This window comes from Phenylobacterium sp., from assembly GCF_036821595.1.
Classification (GTDB): domain Bacteria; phylum Pseudomonadota; class Alphaproteobacteria; order Caulobacterales; family Caulobacteraceae; genus Phenylobacterium.
In genome coordinates this window covers 34,858-56,557 of sequence record NZ_DAISJG010000005.1, presented here as the reverse complement: position 1 = coordinate 56,557, position 21,700 = coordinate 34,858, and the positions used below count along the sequence as shown (strand labels likewise).

At 69.8% G+C, this 21,700-nt stretch carries 16 protein-coding genes and 1 tRNA gene; 9 read left to right on the top strand and 8 right to left on the bottom strand.

Going from position 1 to position 21,700, the window contains the following annotated elements:
• Position 1 precedes the first annotated feature (1 nt).
• On the top strand, positions 2-787 hold the full coding sequence (locus V7Z97_RS04410; protein WP_334161796.1) for an SDR family oxidoreductase: 786 nt from the start codon (positions 2-4) through the stop codon (positions 785-787).
• A gap of 1 nt (position 788) precedes the next feature.
• Here the strand turns inward: V7Z97_RS04410 and V7Z97_RS04405 are convergent, their stop codons facing one another.
• Complete coding sequence (locus V7Z97_RS04405; RefSeq protein ID WP_334161680.1) at positions 789-1,466, bottom strand: O-methyltransferase; 678 nt, start codon at positions 1,464-1,466, stop codon at positions 789-791.
• Positions 1,454-1,831, bottom strand: coding sequence for a VOC family protein (locus V7Z97_RS04400; RefSeq protein WP_334161678.1), 378 nt, complete (start codon positions 1,829-1,831; stop codon positions 1,454-1,456). The genes V7Z97_RS04405 and V7Z97_RS04400 overlap by 13 nt, the downstream gene beginning before the upstream one ends.
• Positions 1,832-1,901: 70 nt before the next feature.
• Between V7Z97_RS04400 and V7Z97_RS04395 the strand changes: the two genes are divergently transcribed.
• Positions 1,902-2,672: an AraC family transcriptional regulator gene (locus V7Z97_RS04395; RefSeq protein WP_334161676.1), complete on the top strand. Its 771-nt coding sequence runs from the start codon at positions 1,902-1,904 to the stop codon at positions 2,670-2,672.
• Here the strand turns inward: V7Z97_RS04395 and V7Z97_RS04390 are convergent.
• Entirely contained in the window at positions 2,623-3,828 is a 1,206-nt protein-coding gene (locus V7Z97_RS04390) for an aminotransferase (protein ID WP_334161674.1), read from the bottom strand. The two genes, V7Z97_RS04395 and V7Z97_RS04390, sit on opposite strands and share 50 nt — an antisense overlap.
• 38 nt (positions 3,829-3,866) lie before the next feature.
• On the opposite strand from V7Z97_RS04390, the gene V7Z97_RS04385 reads away from it, so the two are divergent.
• Positions 3,867-4,370, top strand: coding sequence for a GNAT family N-acetyltransferase (locus tag V7Z97_RS04385; RefSeq protein ID WP_334161672.1), 504 nt, complete (start codon positions 3,867-3,869; stop codon positions 4,368-4,370).
• A 26-nt stretch (positions 4,371-4,396) separates the two neighbouring features.
• Positions 4,397-4,912, top strand: coding sequence for a hypothetical protein (locus tag V7Z97_RS04380; RefSeq protein WP_334161671.1), 516 nt, complete (start codon positions 4,397-4,399; stop codon positions 4,910-4,912).
• Here V7Z97_RS04380 and trhA read toward each other — a convergent pair.
• From trhA to V7Z97_RS04365, 3 genes are all read right to left on the bottom strand, one after another.
• A complete protein-coding gene (gene trhA / locus V7Z97_RS04375) occupies positions 4,800-5,465 on the bottom strand; it encodes a PAQR family membrane homeostasis protein TrhA (RefSeq protein WP_334161670.1) in 666 nt (221 codons plus the stop codon). The two genes, V7Z97_RS04380 and trhA, sit on opposite strands and share 113 nt — an antisense overlap.
• Positions 5,466-5,512: 47 nt before the next feature.
• A complete protein-coding gene (gene typA / locus V7Z97_RS04370) occupies positions 5,513-7,348 on the bottom strand; it encodes a translational GTPase TypA (RefSeq protein WP_334161668.1) in 1,836 nt (611 codons plus the stop codon).
• A 355-nt stretch (positions 7,349-7,703) separates the two neighbouring features.
• A complete protein-coding gene (locus tag V7Z97_RS04365; protein ID WP_334161795.1) occupies positions 7,704-8,612 on the bottom strand; it encodes an N-formylglutamate amidohydrolase in 909 nt (302 codons plus the stop codon).
• A 116-nt stretch (positions 8,613-8,728) separates the two neighbouring features.
• On the opposite strand from V7Z97_RS04365, the gene cpdR reads away from it, so the two are divergent.
• From cpdR to V7Z97_RS04340, 5 genes are all read left to right on the top strand, one after another.
• On the top strand, positions 8,729-9,085 hold the full coding sequence (gene cpdR, locus V7Z97_RS04360) for a cell cycle two-component system response regulator CpdR (RefSeq protein ID WP_325459786.1): 357 nt from the start codon (positions 8,729-8,731) through the stop codon (positions 9,083-9,085).
• A gap of 64 nt (positions 9,086-9,149) precedes the next feature.
• Positions 9,150-9,224: transfer RNA gene (locus tag V7Z97_RS04355), tRNA-Val, on the top strand.
• Between the two features lie 261 nt (positions 9,225-9,485).
• On the top strand, positions 9,486-12,461 hold the full coding sequence (locus tag V7Z97_RS04350; RefSeq protein WP_334161667.1) for a TonB-dependent receptor domain-containing protein: 2,976 nt from the start codon (positions 9,486-9,488) through the stop codon (positions 12,459-12,461).
• Between the two features lie 382 nt (positions 12,462-12,843).
• Positions 12,844-15,744 (top strand): TonB-dependent receptor domain-containing protein, encoded by a 2,901-nt coding sequence (locus tag V7Z97_RS04345; RefSeq protein ID WP_334161666.1) that lies wholly within the window; start codon positions 12,844-12,846, stop codon positions 15,742-15,744.
• Between the two features lie 423 nt (positions 15,745-16,167).
• On the top strand, positions 16,168-19,347 hold the full coding sequence (locus V7Z97_RS04340) for a TonB-dependent receptor domain-containing protein (protein WP_334161665.1): 3,180 nt from the start codon (positions 16,168-16,170) through the stop codon (positions 19,345-19,347).
• 61 nt (positions 19,348-19,408) lie between these two features.
• On the opposite strand, the gene V7Z97_RS04335 is transcribed toward V7Z97_RS04340, so the two are convergent.
• Both V7Z97_RS04335 and mnmD read right to left on the bottom strand, forming a co-directional pair.
• Positions 19,409-19,828: a DUF6491 family protein gene (locus V7Z97_RS04335; protein ID WP_334161664.1), complete on the bottom strand. Its 420-nt coding sequence runs from the start codon at positions 19,826-19,828 to the stop codon at positions 19,409-19,411.
• A gap of 59 nt (positions 19,829-19,887) precedes the next feature.
• Positions 19,888-21,693, bottom strand: a complete 1,806-nt coding sequence (gene mnmD / locus V7Z97_RS04330; protein WP_334161663.1) for a tRNA (5-methylaminomethyl-2-thiouridine)(34)-methyltransferase MnmD — start codon at positions 21,691-21,693, stop codon at positions 19,888-19,890.
• Between the last annotated feature and the right edge of the window lie 7 nt (positions 21,694-21,700).

Genomic DNA, 21,700 nt, shown 5'->3' with positions numbered 1-21,700 from the left:
GATGGACAAGCCGAAGGTTCTGGCGGGCGGCCTCTTCGACCTGACGGGCAAGGTGGCGGTGATCACCGGCTCCTCGCGCGGGATCGGCCGCGCCATCGCCGAGCGCATGGCCGAGCAGGGCGCCAAGGTGGTGATCTCCTCGCGCAAGCCGGGCCCCTGCGAGGAGGTGGCCGCGCTGATCAACGAGAAGAGCCCCGGCCACGCCATCGCCGTGCCGGCCAATATCTCCTCGAAGGAGGACCTTCAGCGGCTGGTGGACGAGACCCGCAAGGCCTTCGGCAAGATCGACATCCTGGTCTGCAACGCCGCCTCGAACCCGTTCTACGGCAGCCAGCTCGACATCACCGACGACGCCTTCAACAAGATCCTCAACAACAACATCGTGGCCAACAACTGGCTGATCTCGATGGTCGCGCCGGAGATGCGCGAGCGGAAGGACGGGTCGATCATCGTCGTCTCGTCGATCGGCGGCCTGCGCGGCTCGACGACCATCGGCGCCTACTGCATCTCCAAGGCGGCCGACATGCAGCTCGCCCGCAACCTCGCCCAGGAGCTGGGGCCGGACAACATCCGGGTGAACTGCATCGCGCCGGGCCTGGTGAAGACCGACTTCGCCAAGGCGCTCTGGGACACGCCGGAGGGCGAAAAGCGCGCCAGTTCCGGCACGCCGCTGCGCCGCCTGGGCGAGCCCGACGACCTGGCCGGCGCGGCCATCTACCTCGCCTCGCGCGCCGGCGCCTGGACGACCGGCCAGACGATCGTCGTGGACGGCGGGAGCACCTGCTGACCTAGACCCTGACGACCATCTCCAGGCCGCCGTCGAAGGGCAGGGTGAGGGTGCGCAGGCGGTTGGCGGGGTCGGCCACGTAGTCGAAGAAGTGGCGGTAGGCGTGGCGGAACTGGTCGGTATTGTCGGCCAGGACCACCGCGCCGGGCCGCAAGCGCGGGCCGATCAGCTCGATCGCCGGCCGCGCCATCTCGGTCCAGATGTCCATCAGGACGAAGTCCACCGGCCCGTCGATCACCTTCAGCGTCTCGCGCAGGTCGCCCTCGCGCAGGTCGATGAGGCCCGAAAGGCCCGCGGCCTCGAAGTTCGCCCGGGCGCGGGCGGCCTTGGCCGGCTCGTACTCCGTGGCGATCACCGTCCCGCCGCCGTTGTCGCGCACCGCGGCGGCCAGGTAGTGGGTCGAAACGCCGTAGGAGGTGCCCACCTCCACGACGCGCGTGGCGCGGAGCGAGCGGCAGAGCAGGTAGGCGAACTCGGCCTTGATCGGCTCGAGCGCGATCAGCTTGTCGGCCATGAAGCGGTTCGCGTCGGCGTCGAGAGCGTCCCAGGAGAGGTCGCCCTTCTGCGCCCGCTCGGCGAAGTAGCCGAAGACGGCCGGCTCCTGGGCGCGGCTTTCGGCCTGCAGGGCCTCGATCCGCGCCTCCAGCGCCGGGTCGGACAGCACGCTCATTCCGGCCATTGCGTCGCCTCGTACTGCATGGCGCCGGCGATGTTGCCTTCGGTGTCCTGGAAGAAGATCAGCTTGCCGACCGTCTCGATGTGGAAGGGCGGCATGATCACCTTGCCGCCGGCCGCCTCGATGGAGGCGACGGTAGCGTCGATGTCGTCCACCCCGAAGGTGATCTCCATCCCGGGCATCCGGTGGCCGCCGACGTCGCGCCGGCCCTGCAGCGCGCCGCGGAAGCCCTTCCCGGCGTCGCGCACCTGGTAGAAGCCGGGTGGGCCCCAGGGCTGGAAGGTCCAGCCGAACACCGTCTCGTAGAAGGTCCGGGCGCGGGGCACGTCGTCGGCGTTGATGGCGAAATGGCGCAGGGTCGCGGGCATGGCGGCGTTCTCCTATGCCCTGGAGCTTGGCCGTTCGCCGTGCGTCGCGCTTGCGCTATCCTGACAATCCATGTCGCAGGCGCGCCAAACCCTCCGCGATCCCGACGGCTTCCCGGTGCGGGGCCTTGCGGTGACCTACGGCGACCGCGCGCGGCTCGACACCCACACCCATCCCTGGGCCCAGCTGGTCTATGCGGCGAGCGGCGTCATGGTGGTGCAGACGCCGGACGCCGCCTGGCTGGTGCCGCCGACGCGGGCAATCTGGCTGCCGGGCGGCACGCCCCACGCCATCGAGATGCGCGGGACGGTCGCTATGCGCACCCTCTACCTGGCGCCGCCGGACGGCCGCCCGGCGCTCGCCGCCTGCCGGGCCATCGAGGTCGCGCCGCTGCTGCGCGAGCTGATCCTGCACATTGTGAAGCTCGGCATGCTGGACGCTGGCCGACCGCAGCACGAGCGGCTGGAGGGGCTGCTGACCGACCTCTTGGCGGCCGGCGAGACCGCGCCCCTGGAGTTGCCCCTGCCGCGCGATCCCCGCGCGCGCGGGTTCGCCGCGCGCATCCTGGCCGAGCCAGGGCGTGAGGAGACGCTGGCGGATCTCTCCCGCGGCGCCGGGGCGTCGCTCCGCACCCTGCAGCGGCTGTTCCTGGCGGAGACCGGCCTTCCGCTGGAGGCCTGGCGGAGCCGGGCGCGGATGCAGCAGGCGGTGGTGGCGCTGAGCGCCGGCGCCTCGGTGACGGAGACGGCTCTGGAGGCCGGCTACCAGAGCCCCTCGGCCTTCATCGCCGCCTTCAAGCGGGCGTTCGGCGCGACGCCTGCGCGCTACCGCGCCCGGCGCTGATCGAGAGCTCGCGGGCCCGGGCCAGCCGCTCGACGCCGGCGTCCAGGGTCGCGTCGCGCTTGGAGAAGCACAGGCGCAGGATGCCGGTCACCGGCGCCTCCTCGTAAAGGGCCGAGACGGGGATGGAGGCGACGCCGGCCTCCTTCACGGCCCGCAGGGCGAAGGCGCGGTCCGGCTCGTGGATTCCCGAGCCGGGCAGGTCGAGGTTGAGGAAGTAGGTGCCCTGGCTGGACAGCACGACGAAGCCCTCGCGCCGCAGCCCCTCGGTCAGGCGATCGCGGGAGCGCTCGAGGTCGCGGGGCATGTCGGCGAACCAGCCGGCGGAATTCTCCAGGCCCCAGGCGACGGCCGCCTGCAGGTTGGGCGGGGTGGTGAAGGTGAGGAACTGGTGGGTGCGGGCGAGCGTGCGGGTGAGCTCCGGCGCGGCGCAGAGGAAGCCCACCTTCCAGCCGGTCAGGCCGAACATCTTGCCCGCCGAGCCGATCTTCACGCACCGGTCCCGCATCCCCGGGAAGGCCATCAGCGGCCGGTGGACGGCGCCGTCGAACACCACCTGCTCCCAGACCTCGTCGCAGATGGCGGTCAGGTCGTGGGCGACGCAGAGCTCGGCGAGCAGGGCCAGGTCCTCGGCCGGGAGCACCACGCCGGCCGGGTTGATCGGGTTGTTCAGCACCACGTAGCGGGTGCGGGGCGTGATCGCGGCTTCCAGGCTCGTGCGGTCGAAGCGCCAGCCGGGCGGCTCCAGGCGCACGAACCGGGGGATGCCGCCGGCCCGGCGGATCAGGGGAACGTAGGCGTCGTAGAGGGGCTGGAAGACGATCACCTCGTCGCCCGGCTCGATGAGCCCCAGGAACGACGCCGCCAGCGCCTCCGTCGCACCGGACGTCACGGCAACCTCGGTCTCCCAGTCGAGGTCCAGGCCCTGGGTGCGGGCGTAGTGGGCGGCGACCGCCTGGCGCAGCTCCGGCAGGCCGGCCATGGGCGGGTACTGGTTGTAGCCGTTCAGGACGGCGTCGGCGGCCCTGGCGCGGATCGGCTCCGGCCCCGGGTCGTCCGGGAAGCCCTGGCCGAGGTTCACCGCGCCCAAGGTGCGCGCTAGGCCCGACATCTCCTCGAAGATGGTGGTCGGCAGGCTTGAGAAGATCGGGTTCGCCATGATCTTCTCTTCATGACCAATTCCGAAGGCGCACGTCCATGGAGATCGTCGAGTTCCGCCCCGAGCACGCCGAGGCCTTCCGCACCCTCAACGAGGCCTGGATCGCCCGGCATTTCACGATCGAGGCCAAGGACCGCGAGGTCCTCGAGGACCCGCAGGGCCAGATCCTCGCCAAGGGCGGGAAGATCTTCATGGCCCTGGACGGAGGCCGACCGGCGGGCTGCGTCGCGCTGCTGAAGATGGCCGACGGCGGCTATGAGGTGGCCAAGATGACGGTGGCCGAGGGCCTGCGCGGCTCCGGCCTCGGCCGCAGCCTCATGCAGCGCTGCATCGACGAGGCGACGCGGCTGGGCGCCCCGCGCCTCTACCTCGAGACCAACTCCGGCCTGGCGCCGGCGATCGCCCTCTACCGGGCCATGGGCTTCCGCGAGCTCGAGCCTTCCGACACCGAATACGCCCGCTGCGACGTGTGGATGGAGCGGCCCTTACCGCCCCGCTTCACAGGGGAGGAAGAAGTTGCGAATGACTCGCAACTGCAATAGCGTCAGCGCCTCAGATGGAGCTGGCGATGGACGACTTCGATTCGGGGCTGACCTGCGGCGAGCGGCTGCTGCTCTGCGGGCTGCGGGTGATGGCGGCGGACGCCGCCTGCGTCGACCTGCGGCCCTCGTTCGAGCGGGCCTGCGGCTGCGCCGGTCCGGCGGCCTTCCGGGCGCTGGAGGCCTTCGTGCAGCAGCTCAGGATCCATGGCCGGCGGCGGATCGCGGTGGCTCCGCCGTCTGCGGCGCCGCCAACCGCCGACGAGGCCCTGGTGCTGGAGGCCTTCGCCTGCGCCCAGGCCGACAACTACCAGGGGCTGGACGCGCGGCTGGCCCGACTGACGTGTGACAAGCCGCCGGGCGCGCTCGGCGCGGCGGCCTGCCTGGTGGCCGAGGTGTTCGGGATAAACGGCCTGGTCCTGCCGCCCCGGATCAGGGCTGGGTGGCCAACACCACGCCCAGCAGCACCGCCGCCCAGTGTGCGGCCGCCGCCGCCACCACATGGCCATGCCAGATGGCCCGGGCGAACTTCAGGCGCTTGTTGACGTAGAAGATCACGCCCGTGGAGTAGAGCACTCCGCCGGTGGCCAAGAGGGCGAGCGCGTACCAGGCGAGGCTGTCGATCATCGGCCCCAGCGCCACGACCACCAGCCAGCCGAGCGCCAGGTAGACGCCGACCCAGAACTTCCGGTCGAGGTTCTTCAGGAACAGCTTTCCGAGCGCGCCCAGGGTGGCGATCGACCAGACCGCGGCGGTCATCCCCCAGCCCCAGGCGCCGGGCAGGCTGAGCGTGAAGGGGGTGTAGGAGCCGGCGATCATCAGGAAGATGCCGGCGTGGTCGAGCCGGCGGAGCGTCGGCCGGTAGCGGTGGTGGGCGAAATTGTAGGCGGTGGAGAAGGCCAGCATGGCCACCACGCCGGCCGCATAGATGGCGCATCCGACGATGGCGCCGATCCGCCCGGCCGAGACCGCGAGCGCCAGCAGCACGATCCCGCCCACCAGCGAGAGCGTCAGGCCCACCACGTGCACGACCAGGTCGGCGCACTTGGCGGCGGGCGTGGGATAGTGGCGGGGCGGCTTGGCGAACGTGTCGGTCATGGGGACACCTCTAGCGCCCCCACGTGTCACGCTCGTGGCGCCGGCGTCTAGTCCTCGCGGACGCGCTTCTTGCGGAAGGAGGGGTTCAGCACCTTCTTGCGCAGGCGGATGGACTTGGGCGTCACCTCCACCAGCTCGTCCTCCTCGATGTAGGCGATGGCCTGTTCGAGGGTGAGGCGGCGCGGCGGGGTGAGGCGCACGGCCTCGTCCTTGCCCGACGCCCGGACGTTGGTGAGCTGCTTGGCCTTCATCGGGTTGACGTCCAGGTCGTCGGACCGGGAGTTCTCGCCGATGATCATGCCCTGGTAGGTCTTCTCGCCGGCGCCGACGAACATGGTGCCGCGCTCTTCCAGGTTCCACAGGGCGTAGGCCGCCGTCTCGCCGTCGGAGTTGGAGACCAGCACGCCCTTGCGGCCGGCGTCGATCGGACCCTTGTACGGCTCGTAGTGGCTGAACACCCGGTTCAGCACGCCGGAGCCGCGGGTGTCGGTCAGGAACTCGCCCTGGTAGCCGATCAGCGAGCGCGACGGGCTCATCAGGCTGATGCGGGTCTTGCCCGCGCCCGAGGGGCCCATGTCCTTCAGCTCGGCCTTCCGGGCCGACAGCTTCTCGATGACGATGCCGGTGAACTCGTCGTCCACGTCGATCATCACGTCCTCGATCGGCTCCAGCCGCTCGCCGGTTTCCGGATCCGTCTGGAACACCACCCGCGGGCGGCTGATGGAGACCTCGAAGCCCTCGCGGCGCATGCCCTCGATCAGCACGCCGAGCTGCAGTTCGCCGCGACCGGCCACCTCGTAGGCGTCCTTGTCCGGCGTCTCGGTGACGCGGATGGCGACGTTGGATTCCGCCTCCTTCAGCAGGCGCGCGGCGATCACCCGGCTCTGCACCTTGTCGCCTTCGCGGCCGGCCAGCGGGCTGTCGTTGACCGACACGGTCATGGAGATGGTGGGTGGGTCGATCGGCTGGGCGGGGAGGGCCTCGGTGACCTCCATGGCGCACAGGGTGTCCGCCACGGTGGCCTTGGAGAGGCCCGCGATGGCGACGATGTCGCCGGCCTCGGCGCCCTCGTCCACCGGCTGGCGCTTCAGGCCGCGGAAGGCCAGCACCTTGGTGATGCGGCCGCGCTCGATCTCCTTGCCGTCGCGCGACAGGGCGTGGATCGCCAGGCCGGGCACGGCCTTGCCGGCCTCGATGCGGCCGGTCAGCAGGCGGCCGAGGAACGGGTCGCTCTCGATCAGCACGCTCAGCATGCGGAACGGCTCGTCCTTGCGCGCCTCGGCGGCGGGCGGCGGCACGTGGTCGACGATCAGGTCGAACAGCGGGGCCAGGTTGTCGTTGGGCTTGGAAAGGTCGAGGGTCGCCCACCCGTTCTTGCCCGAGGCGTAGATGTGCGGGAAATCGAGCTGCTCGTCCGTCGCGCCCATGGCGGCGAAGAGGTCGAAGGCGTCGTTCAGCACGCGGTCCGGGTCGGCGTGCGGACGGTCCACCTTGTTCAGGCAGAGGATCGGCCGCAGGCCCATCTTCAGCGCCTTGCCCAGCACGAACTTGGTCTGCGGCATGACGCCTTCCTCGGCGTCCACGAGCAGGACGCAGCCGTCCACCATGCCCAGGATCCGCTCCACCTCGCCGCCGAAGTCGGCGTGCCCGGGGGTGTCGATGATGTTGATCCGGGTCTCGCCGGCCTTGCCGTGCCAGAGCACGCTGGTGCACTTCGCCAGGATGGTGATCCCGCGTTCGCGCTCCTGGTCGTTGGAATCCATGGCGCGCTCGACGGTCGCCTCATTGGCTCGGAACACGCCGGACTGGGCGAGCAGCTGGTCCACGAGCGTGGTCTTGCCGTGGTCGACGTGAGCGATGATGGCGATGTTGCGCAGCGACATGGAGTGGGCGGTCTTCATATTCGAGGAAGGCGGGCTTGTAGGCGAGGCGGGGCCTCACCGCCAGCCACAGTTCACAGGCGCGACGGCCTGCCCCGGACCGGTCGGGTCCCATGGCCAAGCTGTTTTGCGGTGCACCTAAATATGCCCGCGCCGCAGCGAAAATTCAATAGACGGAAATTATTGAGGAAATTTCCTGTAACGGAATGTGATAGCGGTATCTTGACAGTGCTTGCTTGCCTTTTTGTGCGCTGCACCGTATATGGGGGATGTGAGGCGTCGCTGACGCCTCTGCCCTTCCTGGGCGTTTCCTCCCTAATGAACTGGCCGCGCCGCTTGGCGCGGCTTTTTTTTGGCCTCAGCCGGCGCGGAGCGCGCTCCAGTCGGCGGCGGCGAGCGCGCGCGTCAGCGCCTCCAGATGGCCTCGGAGCCGGTCGAAGCCGGCGGTGGGAGAGAGCCGGGCCTCGTCGAGGTAAAGGGCGCGGTTGATCTCGATCTGCAGGGCGTGGGTGCGTCGGGCCGGCCGCCCGTAGTGCTCAGTGGTGTAGCCCCCGGCGTAGGGTGTGTTGCGGGCGACGCGGTAGCCCATCGCCTCCAGCTCGCGCTCCACCCGCGCCGTAAGCAGGCCGGCGCAGGCGGCGCCGAAACGGTCGCCCAGCACGATGTCGCAGGGCCGGTCGCGGCCGCCGGCCTTGGCGGCGGCGGCGGGCATGGAGTGCCAGTCGATCAGGATGGCGAAGCCGTGCGCCGCCCGCGCCTCGGCGATCAGCCCGGCGAGCGCGGCGTGATAGGGCCGATGCGCGCCCTCGATCCGGGTCCTGGCCTCGGCGAAGGTCAGCTTCCGTGCGTAGATCTCCTGGCCCTCGGAGACCACCCGGGCGATGGCGCCGAGGCCTGCCGCGACCCGGGCCGTGCGGGCCCGGGCGAACTCCGGCAGTTCGTCGGCGAACATGCCCGGATCGAGCTCGAAGGCCTCGCGGTTCAGGTCGATGTAGGCGCGGGCGAAGCGGGCGGTGATGACCGAGGCCCCCAGACCCGGCGCGGCGGCGATCAGGTCGTCGACGAAGGCGTCCTCGGAGCGACGGATGGCGAGGGCGTCCAGAGCCGCGGCGGCCATCATGTCGTCGGGATAGAGCCGCCCGGAGTGGGGCGAGGCGAAGACCAGCGGCGTGGGCGGCGCCCCGCCGTCCGCGCCGGCGCGGCGCACGTCGAAGGCCACGGGGCGCGCGGTCGCAGGCTCGGCGGCGATGGGCTCCCAGGCGTTCATCTCGCCCATAGAACGCTCAGCCGGTGGGATCGGTCAAAGGGTTCATCGCGAGTTTACGCTTGGCGCGCTATGCTTTCGGCTTCCTGACCGAACTCCGACCGCCAGGCCCCGAGCCCATGCCCCGCATCCTGCTTGCCGAAGACGACGATTCCCTGCGCGGCTTCCTCGCCCGCGCCCTGGAGCGGGCCGGCTACGACGTGGTGGCCTGCGCCGACGGCGACGAGGCCGCGGCCATCCTCGACCAGGACTGGGACCTGCTGCTGACCGACATCGTCATGCCCGGCATGGATGGCATCGAGGTCGCCCGCCAGGCGGCCGCCCGGCACCCCGGCCTGCGCATCATGTTCATCACCGGCTTCGCCGCCGTGGCGCTGGCCGCCGGAGAGCAGGCGCCGCCCGGATCGAAGGTGCTTTCGAAGCCCATCCACCTGCGCGAGATCGTCTCCGAGGTGGAGCGGATGATCGCGGCCTGAGTCCGGCCGCTTGCGCGAGCGCAGGCGCCCCGTTATATCCCCGCCTTCCCGAGACGGCCGGTACGGACGCGTAGCTCAGCGGGAGAGCACCTCGTTGACATCGAGGGGGTCACAGGTTCGATCCCTGTCGCGTCCACCATCCTCCTCTTCGCCAGTTCCAGGCTCCAGGTCCGGCCGCTGCGGCTCGATCTCCCTTGCAAAGCTTGACGTCACGGCGCCCTCGCGGCCGGCGGAATCCCTTGCGCAACAGGGTGTTGCGCGGGCGCCGCTCTCGGAGAGCCGCGTTAGGCGAACGGTGGAATTCGTGTAGCGCGGCTGCAACAAATGCGTCGTTATGGCGGAGCTCAGGCGCTCCGCGACCCCACCTCGGGCGGAGAGAGCGCCGAGGGGGAGGATACTCATGACCAAAAGCAGCTTCTTCTGCAGCGCGTCCGCCTTGGCCGCGATGGCCACCTTCGCCATGGCCGGTCCGGCGGCCGCCCAGGCCACCCAGGCCGCCACCCAGCAGGGCGGTACCGAGGTCGGCGAGGTGGTGGTCACCGGCTCCTTCATCCGCGGGACGCCCGAAGACGCGGCCCTGCCGGTGGACGTGATCAGCCAGGAGGACCTCGAGAAGCAGGGGTCGCCGTCCACGCTCGAGATGATCAAGCAACTGTCGGTGTCGAGCGGCGTGCTGGGTGACACCAACCAGTTCGACACCCGCGCCCAGGGCTCCGAGGGCTCGGGCTCGATCAACCTGCGGGGCCTCGGCGCCCAGCGTACCCTGGTGCTGCTGAACGGCCGGCGGATGGCCATCAACCCGTTCGGCCAGGCGGGGGCCGGCATCGTCGACACCAACACCCTGCCCCAAGCGGCCATCGGCCGGGTCGAGGTTCTGAAGGAGGGGGCCGCCGCCCTCTATGGTTCCGACGCCATCGGCGGCGTCGTGAACTTCATCACCCGCACAAACCTCGACGGCCTCGAGGTGGGCGGCAGCTACAGCTTCCTCGACGGCTCGAAGGGCAATTACGACCTCAGCGCGCTGTGGGGCATGACCTTCGAGAACGGCAACATCCTGCTCAGCGCCGGCTGGCAGCACCGCTCCGAACTGAAGGTGACCGACCGCGATTGGGCCGTGCGGCCGTTCGCGGACAATCCGGAAGGCGGCTGGTCGGGCGGCAGCAGCGTGACGGGCGTGGTGCCTATCACCCAGCTCGGTACGGGCGCCTGGGTCCCCCTGCTTCCGGGCATCACCGATCCGGGCTGCGCCCCGCTCGGTGGCATCGTGGTGCCTGGCGCGATCCCCTCGTGCCGCTTCCATTACACCGAGTACGACAACATCGTTGAGGAGGAGGACCGCTACCAGATCTACGGCGAAGCCAACGCCGAGCTTGCCGAGGGCCACCGGCTGCATGCCGAGGTGCTCTACGCCAAGACCGACATGCCGAACTGGAAGACCTCGCCGTCCTACCTGACCCTGCAGACGCCGACCGCGTCCACCAACCCCACGGTCGGCTCCCTGACGCCGGCGGTGCTGCTCGGCTGGTTCGTGCCGGCCAACAACCCGGGCCTGGTCGCCTTCCGCGCGGCGAACCCCAGCTTCCCCGCCGCGGCCACGGGCGCCCACCTGCCGGGCGTGCTCTACCGGCCGCTCTCGTTCGGGGGCAACCCGATCTTCGAGGGCAACGAGGGAGCGTCCGAGGGCCTGCGCCAGTACGAGGCCTTCCGCGTGTCCGGCGGCCTGCGCGGGGACCTGCCGTGGGCAGGCGTCGGCTACGACTTCGCGCTTACCTATGGCCAGGAGACCGGCCGGCGGACGGGCTATGACACCGTGGTCTCGCGCCTGCAGCTGGCGCTCCGCGGCTTCGGCAGCCTGGCCGGCGACACCACGGGCGGCTGCACGGCTGCGGAGACGGCGAACTTCACCACCAACGCCGGCAACAACGCCCTGGGGTGCTACTTCTTCAACCCGTTCTCCAACGCGGTGCAGTCCAGCGCCGTCAGCGGGGCGACCAATCCCGGCTTCAACGCCGCCCTGGCCAACAATCCGGACCTGATCCGCTGGTTCTTCCCGCAGGTGGGCACCAAGCAGACCGCGCGCCTGCTGGTGGGCGATGCGGTGTTCAACGGCGAGACCGGGATCGAGCTCGGCGGCGGGCCGGTCGCCTGGGCGGCCGGCGTCCAGTTCCGGCGCGACATGTTCGAGTCCCAGTACAGCGACCTGAGCAACATCGAGGTCAGCCCCTGCATCGACACGCCCGTGACGGGCACCACCCAATGCGCCATCCGCAACGGCCCGCTGGTGTTCCTCGGGACCGGGGAGGAGCAGGACCTGGCCCGGAACGTCTGGGCCGGCTTCGGCGAACTGGCCGTGCCGATCACCGACGCCCTGCAACTGCAGCTCGCCATCCGCTACGAGGACTACGAGGCGGTGGGCTCCACCACCAACTACAAGGCCACCGGCCGCTGGCAGATCACCGACTGGGGCGCGGTGCGGGCGTCGGTGGGCAGCACATTCCGCGGGCCGCCGCTCACCTCGCTCTCCAACTCCAGCGTGACGGCGCTGAGCTTCATCGCCGGCTCCTTCCGGGCCATCGACTTCTTCGGCAATCCGAACCTCGATCCCGAGACGGCCGACACCTACAGCGTCGGAGCGATCTTCAACCTCGGGCGGTTCAAGGCGACGATCGACTACTGGCGCTTCGACTTCGACAACCCGATCGTGGGCGAGCCCTCCGGCTCCATCGTCAACACCATGTTCCCCGGCGGCGCCACGACCCGATGCGCCGATCCCACCTACGCAGGCCTGCGCTCGCGCTTCACCTTCCAGGGCGCCTGCTCGACGGCCACCATCGCCCGGGTGCGGACCCAGGTGGTGAACGGGCCTTCGATCAAGACCTCGGGTATCGATTTCCTCGCCGACTTCGAGGTCGGCAGTCTGCTGGGCGGCGAGGTGCGCGTCGGCGGCTCGGCGACCTACACCATGGAGTACAAGTTCGAGGACTTCGAGGTGGAGGGCGTGGTCGTGGAGGCGGCGTACGACGCGGCCGGCTTCCTCAACTACCAGCTGGCGGCCACATCTCTGCCGGAGTGGAAGGGGCAGGCGTTCGTCGAATACGCCAGGGGGCCGCACAACCTGCGCTTCACCCTCAACTACATCGACTCCTACACCGACCAGCGCACCACGATCTCCGGCGCCGGCAAGAAGATCGAGGAAACGTGGCTGGCCGAGCTCGACTACCGGGTGCAGCTGCCGTGGGACACCACGGCCACCCTGTCGGTGGATAACCTGTTCGACCAGGATCCGTCCTTCGCCCGACTCGACCTGAACTACGATCCGTTCACCGGCAGCGCGCTGGGGCGGACCTACAAGGTGAGCCTGAAGAAGCGCTTCTGACGGCTCCGACAGGTCTCTCGACGGCTACGCCGCCGGCTCGGGCCGGCGGCGTTTTCGTGCGGCGACATGGCGTGTTTTCGAACAAGGCCGGGGACCGCGAGTCTGTTATGCGAAACTCAGGAGGCTGACTTTTCTGAAGAACTCGAACAACGTCGATACGTGACCGTATTTATTCGAATGCGCAGTATGTTTCTGTGCGTACCGAATAGAAATATCGTTATTGTTCAAAGTGTTGCAGATGTGACGCACCATCTCGACGCGTTTCGACAGATCCGCGATTTCGCCTTTCGGACCCGTGCCCCCGGGCGCAGAAATCGCTCTGCTCGCGAGCTTTAAACCGTCGGCCTGGATCGTCGGGGCTTCGCGCCTAGGGAAGGACTGCATGTTGAAAGCCCAATTTTTCTGTGGCGGCTCCGCGCTGGCCGTCGCCCTCTCGCTCGCCTGCGCGCCGCAGGCTGCGGCCCAGGAGTCCCAGGTGGAGGAGGTGGTGGTCACCGGCTCCTTCATCCGCGGCACGCCCGAGGACGCTGCCCTGCCGGTGGAGGTGATCGGGGTCGACGAACTGCAGCGGCGCGGCTCGCCGAGCACCGTGGACCTGATCAAGAGCCTCCCCGTAAGCGGCCCCGTGCTGGGGGACACCAACCAGTTCTCCACCTCCGCCCAAGGCCAGGTCGGTGCGGGCACCGTGAACCTTCGCGGCCTTGGCAGTCTGCGAACCCTCGTGCTCCTGAACGGCCGCCGCACCGTGCCCTCCGCCGGCTCCGGAAGCGGCGGCGTGGACACCAACCTGCTTCCTGTGGGCGCCATCGGCCGCGTGGAGGTGCTGAAGGAAGGCGCCGCGGCCACCTACGGGTCCGACGCCATCGGGGGCGTAGTCAATTTCATCACCCGCAAGAACTTCTCCGGCCTCGAGGCGAGCGCCGACTACCGCTACGTGCCGGGATCCGACGGCGACTACAACGCCGGGGTGCTCTGGGGCTGGGCCGGCGACACCGGCAACATCCTGATCAGCGCCGGTTACCAGCATCGCTCCGAGCTGCGCAGCACCGAACGCGACTGGGCGAACCAGCCGTACACCGTCAACCCGGCCGGCTATTCCGTTCTGGGGCAGCCGCCGTCGTTCCTGCCCCGCAACGGCGCCACGCCGGTCGCCGGCGTGCAGCGGGACGCCAACTGCACGGCGCTCGGCGGCTTCGCAGGATTCTCGGGCACGACGCCGGCCTGCTATTTCACCTACGTTCCCTTCGATAACCTGATCGAGGACGAAGACCGCTACCAGGTCTACGGCGAGGCGAACTACGACCTCAACGAGACCACGCGCTTCCACGTCGAGGCGCACTACGCCAAGACCAGCATCCCCAACATCCGCTTCTCGCCGTCCTATCCTCCCACCTCGGGGCCGAACGGGCCCGGAAGCGTGGGGGTGTTCACGGTCCCGCGCTCGAACCCGGGCGTGCTCACCGCCCTGCAGCAGGCCGGTCTCTCGCCGGCCGCGATCGCGGCGACGACGAACGTTTCGCTGACCTTGTTCCGGCCTCTGGGAGCGGGCGGCAACCCGGCGACGGGCGGCGGCCAGATCGGCTCGCGCGAGTACGACATCTACCGGATCTCGGGCGGGGTTACCGGCGAGATCCTCGGGGGCGTCGGCTACGACGTCGCGGTGACCTACTCGCAGACCCGCAATACCCAGCGAACGACGGACATCCTGATCGATCGGCTGCAGCGGGCGCTCAACGGCCTGGGCGGCGCCAACTGCACGGGCACGACCGCCGGGGCGAACGGATGCCAGTACTTCAATCCGTTCTCGAACGCCTATCCGGGCAACCCGGCGCTGGGACTGAGCAACCCCGGGTTCGTGGCCGCTAACGCCAATGACCGCGACCTCGTGGCCTGGCTGTTCGACACCCAGGTCACCCGTCAGCGGCAGAGCCTGTTCGTCGCCGACGTGGTCTTCAACGGCGAGCTGCCGATCAACCTGGGTGGCGGCCCGGTCGGCTGGGCGGCCGGCGCCCAATACCGCACCACCGAGTTCGACTCCCGGCCCATGAGCGACTTCCAGGACGCACGGGTCACGCCGTGCCCGGTGGTCGGGCAGACCAACTGCGCCTTCCCCACCGGTCCCTACATCTTCCTGGGGCAGAGCCGTCCGACCTCGCTGGAGGACTCGGTCTACGCGCTGTTCGCCGAGACCAACCTGCCGATCACCGACACCCTGAACGCCCAGTTGGCGGTCCGCTTCGAGGACTACGGCGGCCAGACGGGCTCCACGACCAACCCGAAGCTGGCCCTGAAGTGGCAGGCGATGGACCAGCTGGCGTTCCGAGCATCGGTCGGCACCACCTTCCGGGGCCCGACGCCGGCGAACAGGTCGCCGACCGGCCCCACAGGCCTCTCCGGCATCGTCGCGGCGGGCAACAACTTCAAGTCCGTGGACTTCGTCGGCAACCCTGCGGTCGGGCCGGAGAAGGCCCTGACCTACAGCGTCGGGGCGATCTTCGAGACCGGTGGCTTCCGGGCCATCGTCGACTACTGGAGCTTCAAGATCGAGGATCAGATCACCTCGGTGCCCGCCAATGTGATCGCCACCGCCGTGGCGGGGGTCGGCAACGGCACCCAGCTGGTGAACTGTTCGGCGGCGCTGCGCGGCCTGATCACCTTCAACAACAACGACACCTGCACCCAGGGCGTCACGACCGGGAACGATATCGCCCGTGTCCGGTCGGACACGGTCAACGGCCCGGAGATCAACGTCTCCGGCATCGACGGCTCCGTGGACTTCCGGCTCGACGACATCCTGGGCGGATCCGCTCGCCTGGGCGCCTCCGCGAGCTACTATCTCCAGTACGAATACGACGAGTTCCGCTTCAACGGCGTCTTCGTCGGCGCGGCCTACGATGCGCGCGGCTTCGCCAACTACGACCGCCTGCCGGGCACCATCTCCGACTGGCGCGCCAACGCCTATGCGGAGTACGAGCGCGGGCCGCACAATCTGCGGGCCGATGTGACCTTCGTCGACGGCGTGGTCGACAACCGCGCGCCGATCAGCGTCCAGGACGCCACGGGCGCGCTCCGGGCGGTCAGCTTCGGGCAGAAGGTCGAGGACTTCTACACGCTCGACCTGAACTACCGCCTGCAGCTGGCAGGAGACACGACGATCACCGCCTCGGTGTTCAATGTGTTCGACCGCGATCCGTCGGCCGCGCGCCTGGAGCTGAGCTACGACCCGTTCGTCGGCAATCCCTACGGACGCACCTACAAGCTGGGCGTTCGCAAGCGGTTCTGAGAACCGTCCGCAACTCCAGGGAGGGCGTCGCCGCATCGCGGCGGCGCCCTCTTCGTTTGGGGGCCGCGAGCGTCATTTGTGCAACAGAGGCCTGCGTGGCGCATATTCCGAAACACGGGTATGCCAACTCGCTTTTCCTGGCAGGCCCTGTTTAGAACGTTGGGTACGTTGACCTTGGGTCGGATGACGGTCCCGTCATCGAAGGCCGAGTACGCCTGACGTTGCGGCGCCGGGAGTATTTATCTTCAAATACAACAGCTTGGACTGGCGCTCGCCGAGGATCGATCGAGCACACATTGTTATGTTTCGAGCCCGAAAAACCCTAGCGCTGGCGGCAAAGCTGCCGGATGATCCTTCCGTTTAGGGCCGAAAGCTCCTGCGTCAGATGGGAGCGAGGTCTCGATTGGGGAGGGAAACCCGAACATGTTGAAGAGCAGATATTTCTGCGGCGGCTCCGTCGTGACCGTCGCCATGATCCTGGGCCTGGCCGCTCCGGCCGCCGCCCAAACCGCCGCCCCCCGCGCCGCCGAGGTCGAGGAGGTGGTGGTCACCGGCTCATTCATCGCCGGAACGCCCGAGGACGCCGCCCTTCCGGTGGACGTCCTCTCGACCGAGGACCTGCAGGAGCAGGGCTCGCCCACTGTCGTCCAGCTGGTGAAGACCATCACCGCCTCGCAGGCCTCGCTCGGCGAGTCCAACCGCTACAACGGCGGCGCCGGCACGGCGACCATTAACCTGCGCGGCTTCGGCGCCGCGCGCACGCTCACCCTGATGAACGGGCGGCGTCTTGCGGACAGCCCCGTCGCGGCCTTCCAAGGCGGCGGCGCGAACCTCAACTTCATCCCGACCTCGGCCGTGGGCCGGATCGAGATCCTGAAGGACGGCGCCGCGGCGACCTACGGCTCCGACGCCATCGGCGGGGTGGTGAACTTCATCACCCGAAAGGACCTCGACGGCCTGGAGATGGACGCGGAATACGCCTTCATCGACGGCTCGGACGGCGACTGGAACGCCAACGTCGCCTGGGGCAAGCAGTTCGACAACGGCAACGTCCTGCTGTCCGGCGGCTACCGCCACCGATCGCGCCTCGACATCCATGAGCGCGACTACGCCCTGAAGTCGTTCGATTTCGCCGGCTCGTCCGGCGCGGCCGGCTACACCGGCGCGTCCAATCCCGGCCTGTTCGTCGGCGGCGCGACCGTCTTCCGTGACAACGGCTGTGAGGAACTGGGCGGCACGCTCACCAACAACATCACCTACCAGAACCCGCTGGCGGGGCAGCCCGGCCAGACGCCGACGGTGACCTTCGCCACCCCAGTCGGCCCCAATAATGCGGCGCGATCGGGTAGCGCCACCCTCTGCCGCTTCCAGTTCTCCAACTTCAACGACCTGGTGAACGAGGAAGATCACTACCAGCTCTACGGCGAGGTGAATTTCGACCTGTCGGAGAACGTCGCCTTCCACGGGGAGGTGGCCTGGTCGCGCAACGACATCCCGATGCAGCGCCTGTCGCCGGCCAACCTGACGGCGCAGTACCCGTCGCGGGTGTCCGACGGCGGCACCTCCTTCTCGCCCAGCGCCGGGAGCGGTCCGAACCTGTCGGTGCCGTTCAACGTGCCGGTGAACAACCCCGGCTTCCTGGCGCTCATCAACGACTGCCGCGCGCCGCTGACCGCCACCGAATGTGCGGCGATCCGGGCGGGCGCGTTCTCGAGCGCCGGGGCTCAGCCCGGGGCGCCCGGAGGCGCGCGCGGGGTGGACATCGTCCAGCTCGGCTGGCGGGCGATCGCCTTCGCGGGCCATCCGACCAACCCGGACAAGGCCGACCACCAGACCATCGTGAACGACGCCTACCGGATCTCCGGCGGCTTCAAGGGCTCCATCTTCGGCGGCATCAACTACGACACCGCCGTCACCTACATGGAGCAGAAGAACACCTCGAACACCAACGACCTGCTGGTGCGCAACCTGCAGCTCGCGCTGCGCGGCTTCGGGGCGAAGGCTGACGACCCCAACGGCTGCACGGCCGGCGAGACGGGCAATTTCACCACTGGGGCCGGCAACGCGGCCCTGGGCTGCTACTTCTTCAACCCCTTCACCAACGGGGTGCAGACGAGCGCGGTGAACGGGGCCGCCAATCCGTTCTTCAACGCCGCGGTCGCCAACGACCCGCAGGTGGTGCGGTGGCTGTACGGCAACTACACCAACGTGCTGACCAACCAGATCCTGGTGCTGGACGCGGTGTTCTCCGGCGAGACGGGCTTCGAACTCGGCGGCGGGCCGGTGGCCTGGGCCGCTGGCGCCCAGTACCGCTACAACCGCGAGCTTCGGAAGTACGGCGCGCTTTTCAACGCTGATGAGAACCCCTGCCCGGACCGCGCGGCCTGCGCTGACGAGACGGGTCCCCTGGTGTTCTTCGGCTCGAACACGGACCGGGACGACGACGCCAACGTGAAGGCGGTGTTCGGCGAGCTCCAGCTTCCCGTCACCGACGCCCTGAACGTCAACTTCGCCATCCGGCACGAGGACTACCAGGGCAACATCGGCTCCACGACAAACCCGAAGATCGCGGCGAAGTGGCAGCTGACGGACTTCCTCGCGGTGCGGGGCAGCGCCAGCACCACCTTCCGGGCGCCGGGCCCCGGCCTCACGGCGCCGAACTGCAACAACGGCGTCCGCGTTCTGGGCGGCGCCTACCGGGCGTTCCAGAGCTGCGGAAACCCGGACCTGAAGCCGGAGAAGGCCGACACCTTCAACGTCGGGGCCATCGTCGAACTTGGCGGGTTCTCCGCGACGGTCGACTACTTCAACTTCAAGTTCAAGGAAGAGCTGATCGAGGAAAGCGGCTCGCGCCTCTACGCGACCATGTTCCCGAACGGCGCCAACGTGCGCTGCAACGACCCGGCCTTCGCCGCCCTGCAGGCCCGCTTCACCTTCGCCGGCGGCGCGTGCGGCGCCGGCAACGTGGCCCGGCTGCGCAGCTTCGTGGTCAACGGCCCGACCACCGACACCTCCGGCATCGAAGCCCGCGCCCAGTACGCCTGGGACGGCTGGTTCGACGGCAGCTGGTCGGTGGGCGGCGAGGTCACCTACCTCATCGAGTACAAGCGCGGCGCCATCACCCTTCTCGAAGACTCCGCCATCGAGATCGCACCGGCCGAAGATCGGGCGGGGCTCAGCGACGTGCTGAACGACTTCTTCTCCTACCCGCAGGTGAAGGCCAACGGCTTCGCCACGTTCAGCCGCGGGCCGCTGACGCTGCGTTGGCAGACGCGGTACTCGGAGGGGACGTCGCCCGCGTTCGGCTCGCCCTTCTTCATTACGGTCCCGGACGCCAGCGCGCCCGCGATCGCACCGGGGACGGTGTGCCCGACCAACGCCTGCGCCGGACGGCGGCTTGAAGCGGTCGGCAAGTCCGACGATTACTGGCAGCACGACCTGATCGCGCGTTGGCAGGCGCCGTGGGACACGGTGGTCACCTTCAGCATCCAGAACATTCTGGATGAGGATCCCCCTTACGTGCCCTCGCCGTACAACTACGACCTGACCCAGGGCAATCCGCTGGGCCGGGTGTTCGAGATCGGCTTCCAGAAGCGCTTCTAGACGCCGCGTAGGACGGGCAGGGGCGCCGGGCCGCGAGGTCCGGCGCCCTTTCCGTTTCCGGCTACGGTCGGGCGCGGGGCGGCAGGGCCGCCACTTCCTCCGGCGTCAGCTTGCGCACGGCGCGCACCGGGCACCGCTGAGGACCGAGGGGCGAACCGGTGACGATCTCCGCGTCGAGGCCGGTGCAGATGGAGGACGAGCCGCGCGCCACCAGCGCGATCTTGTGCGACCAGTCGATGTCCGTGCATCGTCCCAGCATCTCGAACTGGTAGACGTCCTTCACGCCGACCCGGATGTTGACGGTCTTCTCGTCGGCGGCTGCGAAACCGTTGGCGTTGCGGGCCCAGAAGCAGCTGCGCTGCGGCTTTGCCTCGGCGGCGTCGGGCTCTGCCGGCGAGAGGGCGCCGGCGATCTGCGGGGCGGCGGCGGAGAGCGCCAGCGCGGCCAGCGGCGCGGCCCAGAATAGCTTGGAGTGCATCATCTTCGGTCCCTGCCTGGGCGTCCCCCGAAGCAGCCCAGATATAGGCCCGCCGCCGCCGTTCAGGAAGCGCCCCGCCGCGCCGCCCGACGACGGAACCGTGCGGGATCGACGAGGGCGGCGAGCGGCGACGGCAGGGGTGACGGGGCGCCGAGGGCCACAGCCGCCACGTGCTCCGCCAGCAGCGGCGCCCACGAGAGCCCGCGGGAGCCCAGGCCGGTGAGCACGAACAGACCCTCCGGCCCGCCGTCGGCGGGACCTGCGACCGGCAGGCGGTCGGACGTCGTGGCCCTCACGGAGGCGCGGCCCTCCAGCGGCAGGTCCCGCAGACCGCGGGCGAGGGCCGGCAGGGCGGCCGCCAGGGTCTCCAGGTTGCGGGCATGGTCGGCGTCGCGCAGGTCGCCGCCCGTGTCCCCGCGGTCGTGGGTGGCGCCGAACAGCACCCCGTCGCGCGTCGGGATCGCATAGCCGCCCCAGGCGACGGCGGGCGTGGGCGCCGCCGTCCGGGCCCAGGTCGCCTGGCCGCGCACGGGGGCGAGGGCGAGGCCGGGCGCAAGACGGCCTGAATCCAGTCCGGCGGCCACGATGACCGCGTCGCACCGCACGAGCTCAGCGCCCGCCGGATCGCGCAGTACGAAGCCCTGGGGGACCCATTCGATCGCCGCAACCGCGCCGAACCGGAGCGCGCCGGCCCAGGCGGCGAGGACCGCGGCCGGCTCCAGGACGAGCGCGGTCTCCTGCGCCAGGGCGGCCGGCGCCGGTTCGCCGATCCGCGCTCCCGTCTCCCCCGCGTCCAGCCGGCGCAGCGCTCCGGGCTCGAACAGGTCCGACTGGGCGATACGGGCGAAGCGCGGCTCGTCCCGTGGAGAGGCGGCGAGCTGGAGGACGCTCCGCGCGATGATCGCCTCCGGGCGTTCCGCCTCGTAGAGCGCCACGGCGCGCCTGAAGGCCTGGGCGAACAGCTCGGCCGGAGGGCCGAGGCCCGCGTCCAGCCGCGGCGTGACCAGGCCCGCCGGATTGCCGGAGCCCCCGGCGCCCAGCTGCTCCGCCTCCAGCAGCAGGGCCTCGCCTCCGAGCGCCCGGACGGCGCGCGCCGCGGCCGCGCCGGCGATCCCTCCGCCGACGATCGCGACGCTCCGCACCGATGGATCGACCGGCGTCCCGGGGAAGCGCGCCTCCAGCCGCTCCCGCTTGCGGCCGAAGCCGGGCTTCTTCTCCACTTGGAAGCCGGCGGCGGCGAGTGCGCGGCGCACCTGGCCCGCGACGGTGAAGGTGGCGGCCCGCGCCCCGGGCGCCGAGCGCGCGCCCACCAGCGCCATCACCTCGTCGCGCCACATGGCGGGGTTCAGGGCCGGCGAGAAGCCGTCGAGGAACCAGGCGTCGGCGCGGCCGCTCCAGCCGCTCAGCGCCGGCTCCACGTCCGTGACGGCGAGGTCGATGACCGCGCCGAGCTCGGGCAGGTCCACGCGGTGGAAGCCCCGAGCGCGGCCGGGCCAGCGCGCCAGCAGGAGCGCAGAAAGCTCCGCGAGCTCGGGCCAGCGCGCATGAGCGCGGGCGGCCTCGTCCCGGGCCAGCGGATGAGCCTCGATGGTGAAGACGTGGAGCCGGGCGCCCGGTTCACGGAGGCGTCGCCAGAGGTCGAGAAGGGCCAGGATGTTGAGGCCGGTGCCGAAGCCCAGCTCGCCGACCACGAACCGGGAGCGGCCCTTCCACGCGTCCGGCAGCCCGCAGCCTTCCAAAAAGACCGCGCGGGTCTCGGCCAGGCCGTCCTCGGTGGAGAAGTAGACGTCGCCGAACAGGCGGGAGCGCGGCTGGCCATCCTCGCCCCAGGCGAGCGGGCTGTCGGAGGCGCTCGGGTCTTCTCTCATGGTCCAA

Bases quoted from the DNA above. Each gene is read 5' to 3' on its own strand.
- cpdR (WP_325459786.1), top strand. From the start codon at position 8,729: ATGCCCCGCATCCTGCTTGCCGAAGACGACGATTCCCTGCGCGGCTTC.
- V7Z97_RS04410 (WP_334161796.1), top strand. From the start codon at position 2: ATGGACAAGCCGAAGGTTCTGGCGGGCGGCCTCTTCGACCTGACGGGC.
- V7Z97_RS04335 (WP_334161664.1), bottom strand. From the start codon at position 19,828: ATGATGCACTCCAAGCTATTCTGGGCCGCGCCGCTGGCCGCGCTGGCG.
- mnmD (WP_334161663.1), bottom strand. From the start codon at position 21,693: ATGAGAGAAGACCCGAGCGCCTCCGACAGCCCGCTCGCCTGGGGCGAG.
- trhA (WP_334161670.1), bottom strand. From the start codon at position 5,465: ATGACCGACACGTTCGCCAAGCCGCCCCGCCACTATCCCACGCCCGCC.
- V7Z97_RS04400 (WP_334161678.1), bottom strand. From the start codon at position 1,831: ATGCCCGCGACCCTGCGCCATTTCGCCATCAACGCCGACGACGTGCCC.
- typA (WP_334161668.1), bottom strand. From the start codon at position 7,348: ATGTCGCTGCGCAACATCGCCATCATCGCTCACGTCGACCACGGCAAG.
- V7Z97_RS04395 (WP_334161676.1), top strand. From the start codon at position 1,902: ATGTCGCAGGCGCGCCAAACCCTCCGCGATCCCGACGGCTTCCCGGTG.
- V7Z97_RS04380 (WP_334161671.1), top strand. From the start codon at position 4,397: ATGGACGACTTCGATTCGGGGCTGACCTGCGGCGAGCGGCTGCTGCTC.
- V7Z97_RS04350 (WP_334161667.1), top strand. From the start codon at position 9,486: ATGACCAAAAGCAGCTTCTTCTGCAGCGCGTCCGCCTTGGCCGCGATG.
- V7Z97_RS04365 (WP_334161795.1), bottom strand. From the start codon at position 8,612: ATGAACGCCTGGGAGCCCATCGCCGCCGAGCCTGCGACCGCGCGCCCC.
- V7Z97_RS04340 (WP_334161665.1), top strand. From the start codon at position 16,168: ATGTTGAAGAGCAGATATTTCTGCGGCGGCTCCGTCGTGACCGTCGCC.
- V7Z97_RS04405 (WP_334161680.1), bottom strand. From the start codon at position 1,466: ATGGCCGGAATGAGCGTGCTGTCCGACCCGGCGCTGGAGGCGCGGATC.
- V7Z97_RS04390 (WP_334161674.1), bottom strand. From the start codon at position 3,828: ATGGCGAACCCGATCTTCTCAAGCCTGCCGACCACCATCTTCGAGGAG.
- V7Z97_RS04385 (WP_334161672.1), top strand. From the start codon at position 3,867: ATGGAGATCGTCGAGTTCCGCCCCGAGCACGCCGAGGCCTTCCGCACC.
- V7Z97_RS04345 (WP_334161666.1), top strand. From the start codon at position 12,844: ATGTTGAAAGCCCAATTTTTCTGTGGCGGCTCCGCGCTGGCCGTCGCC.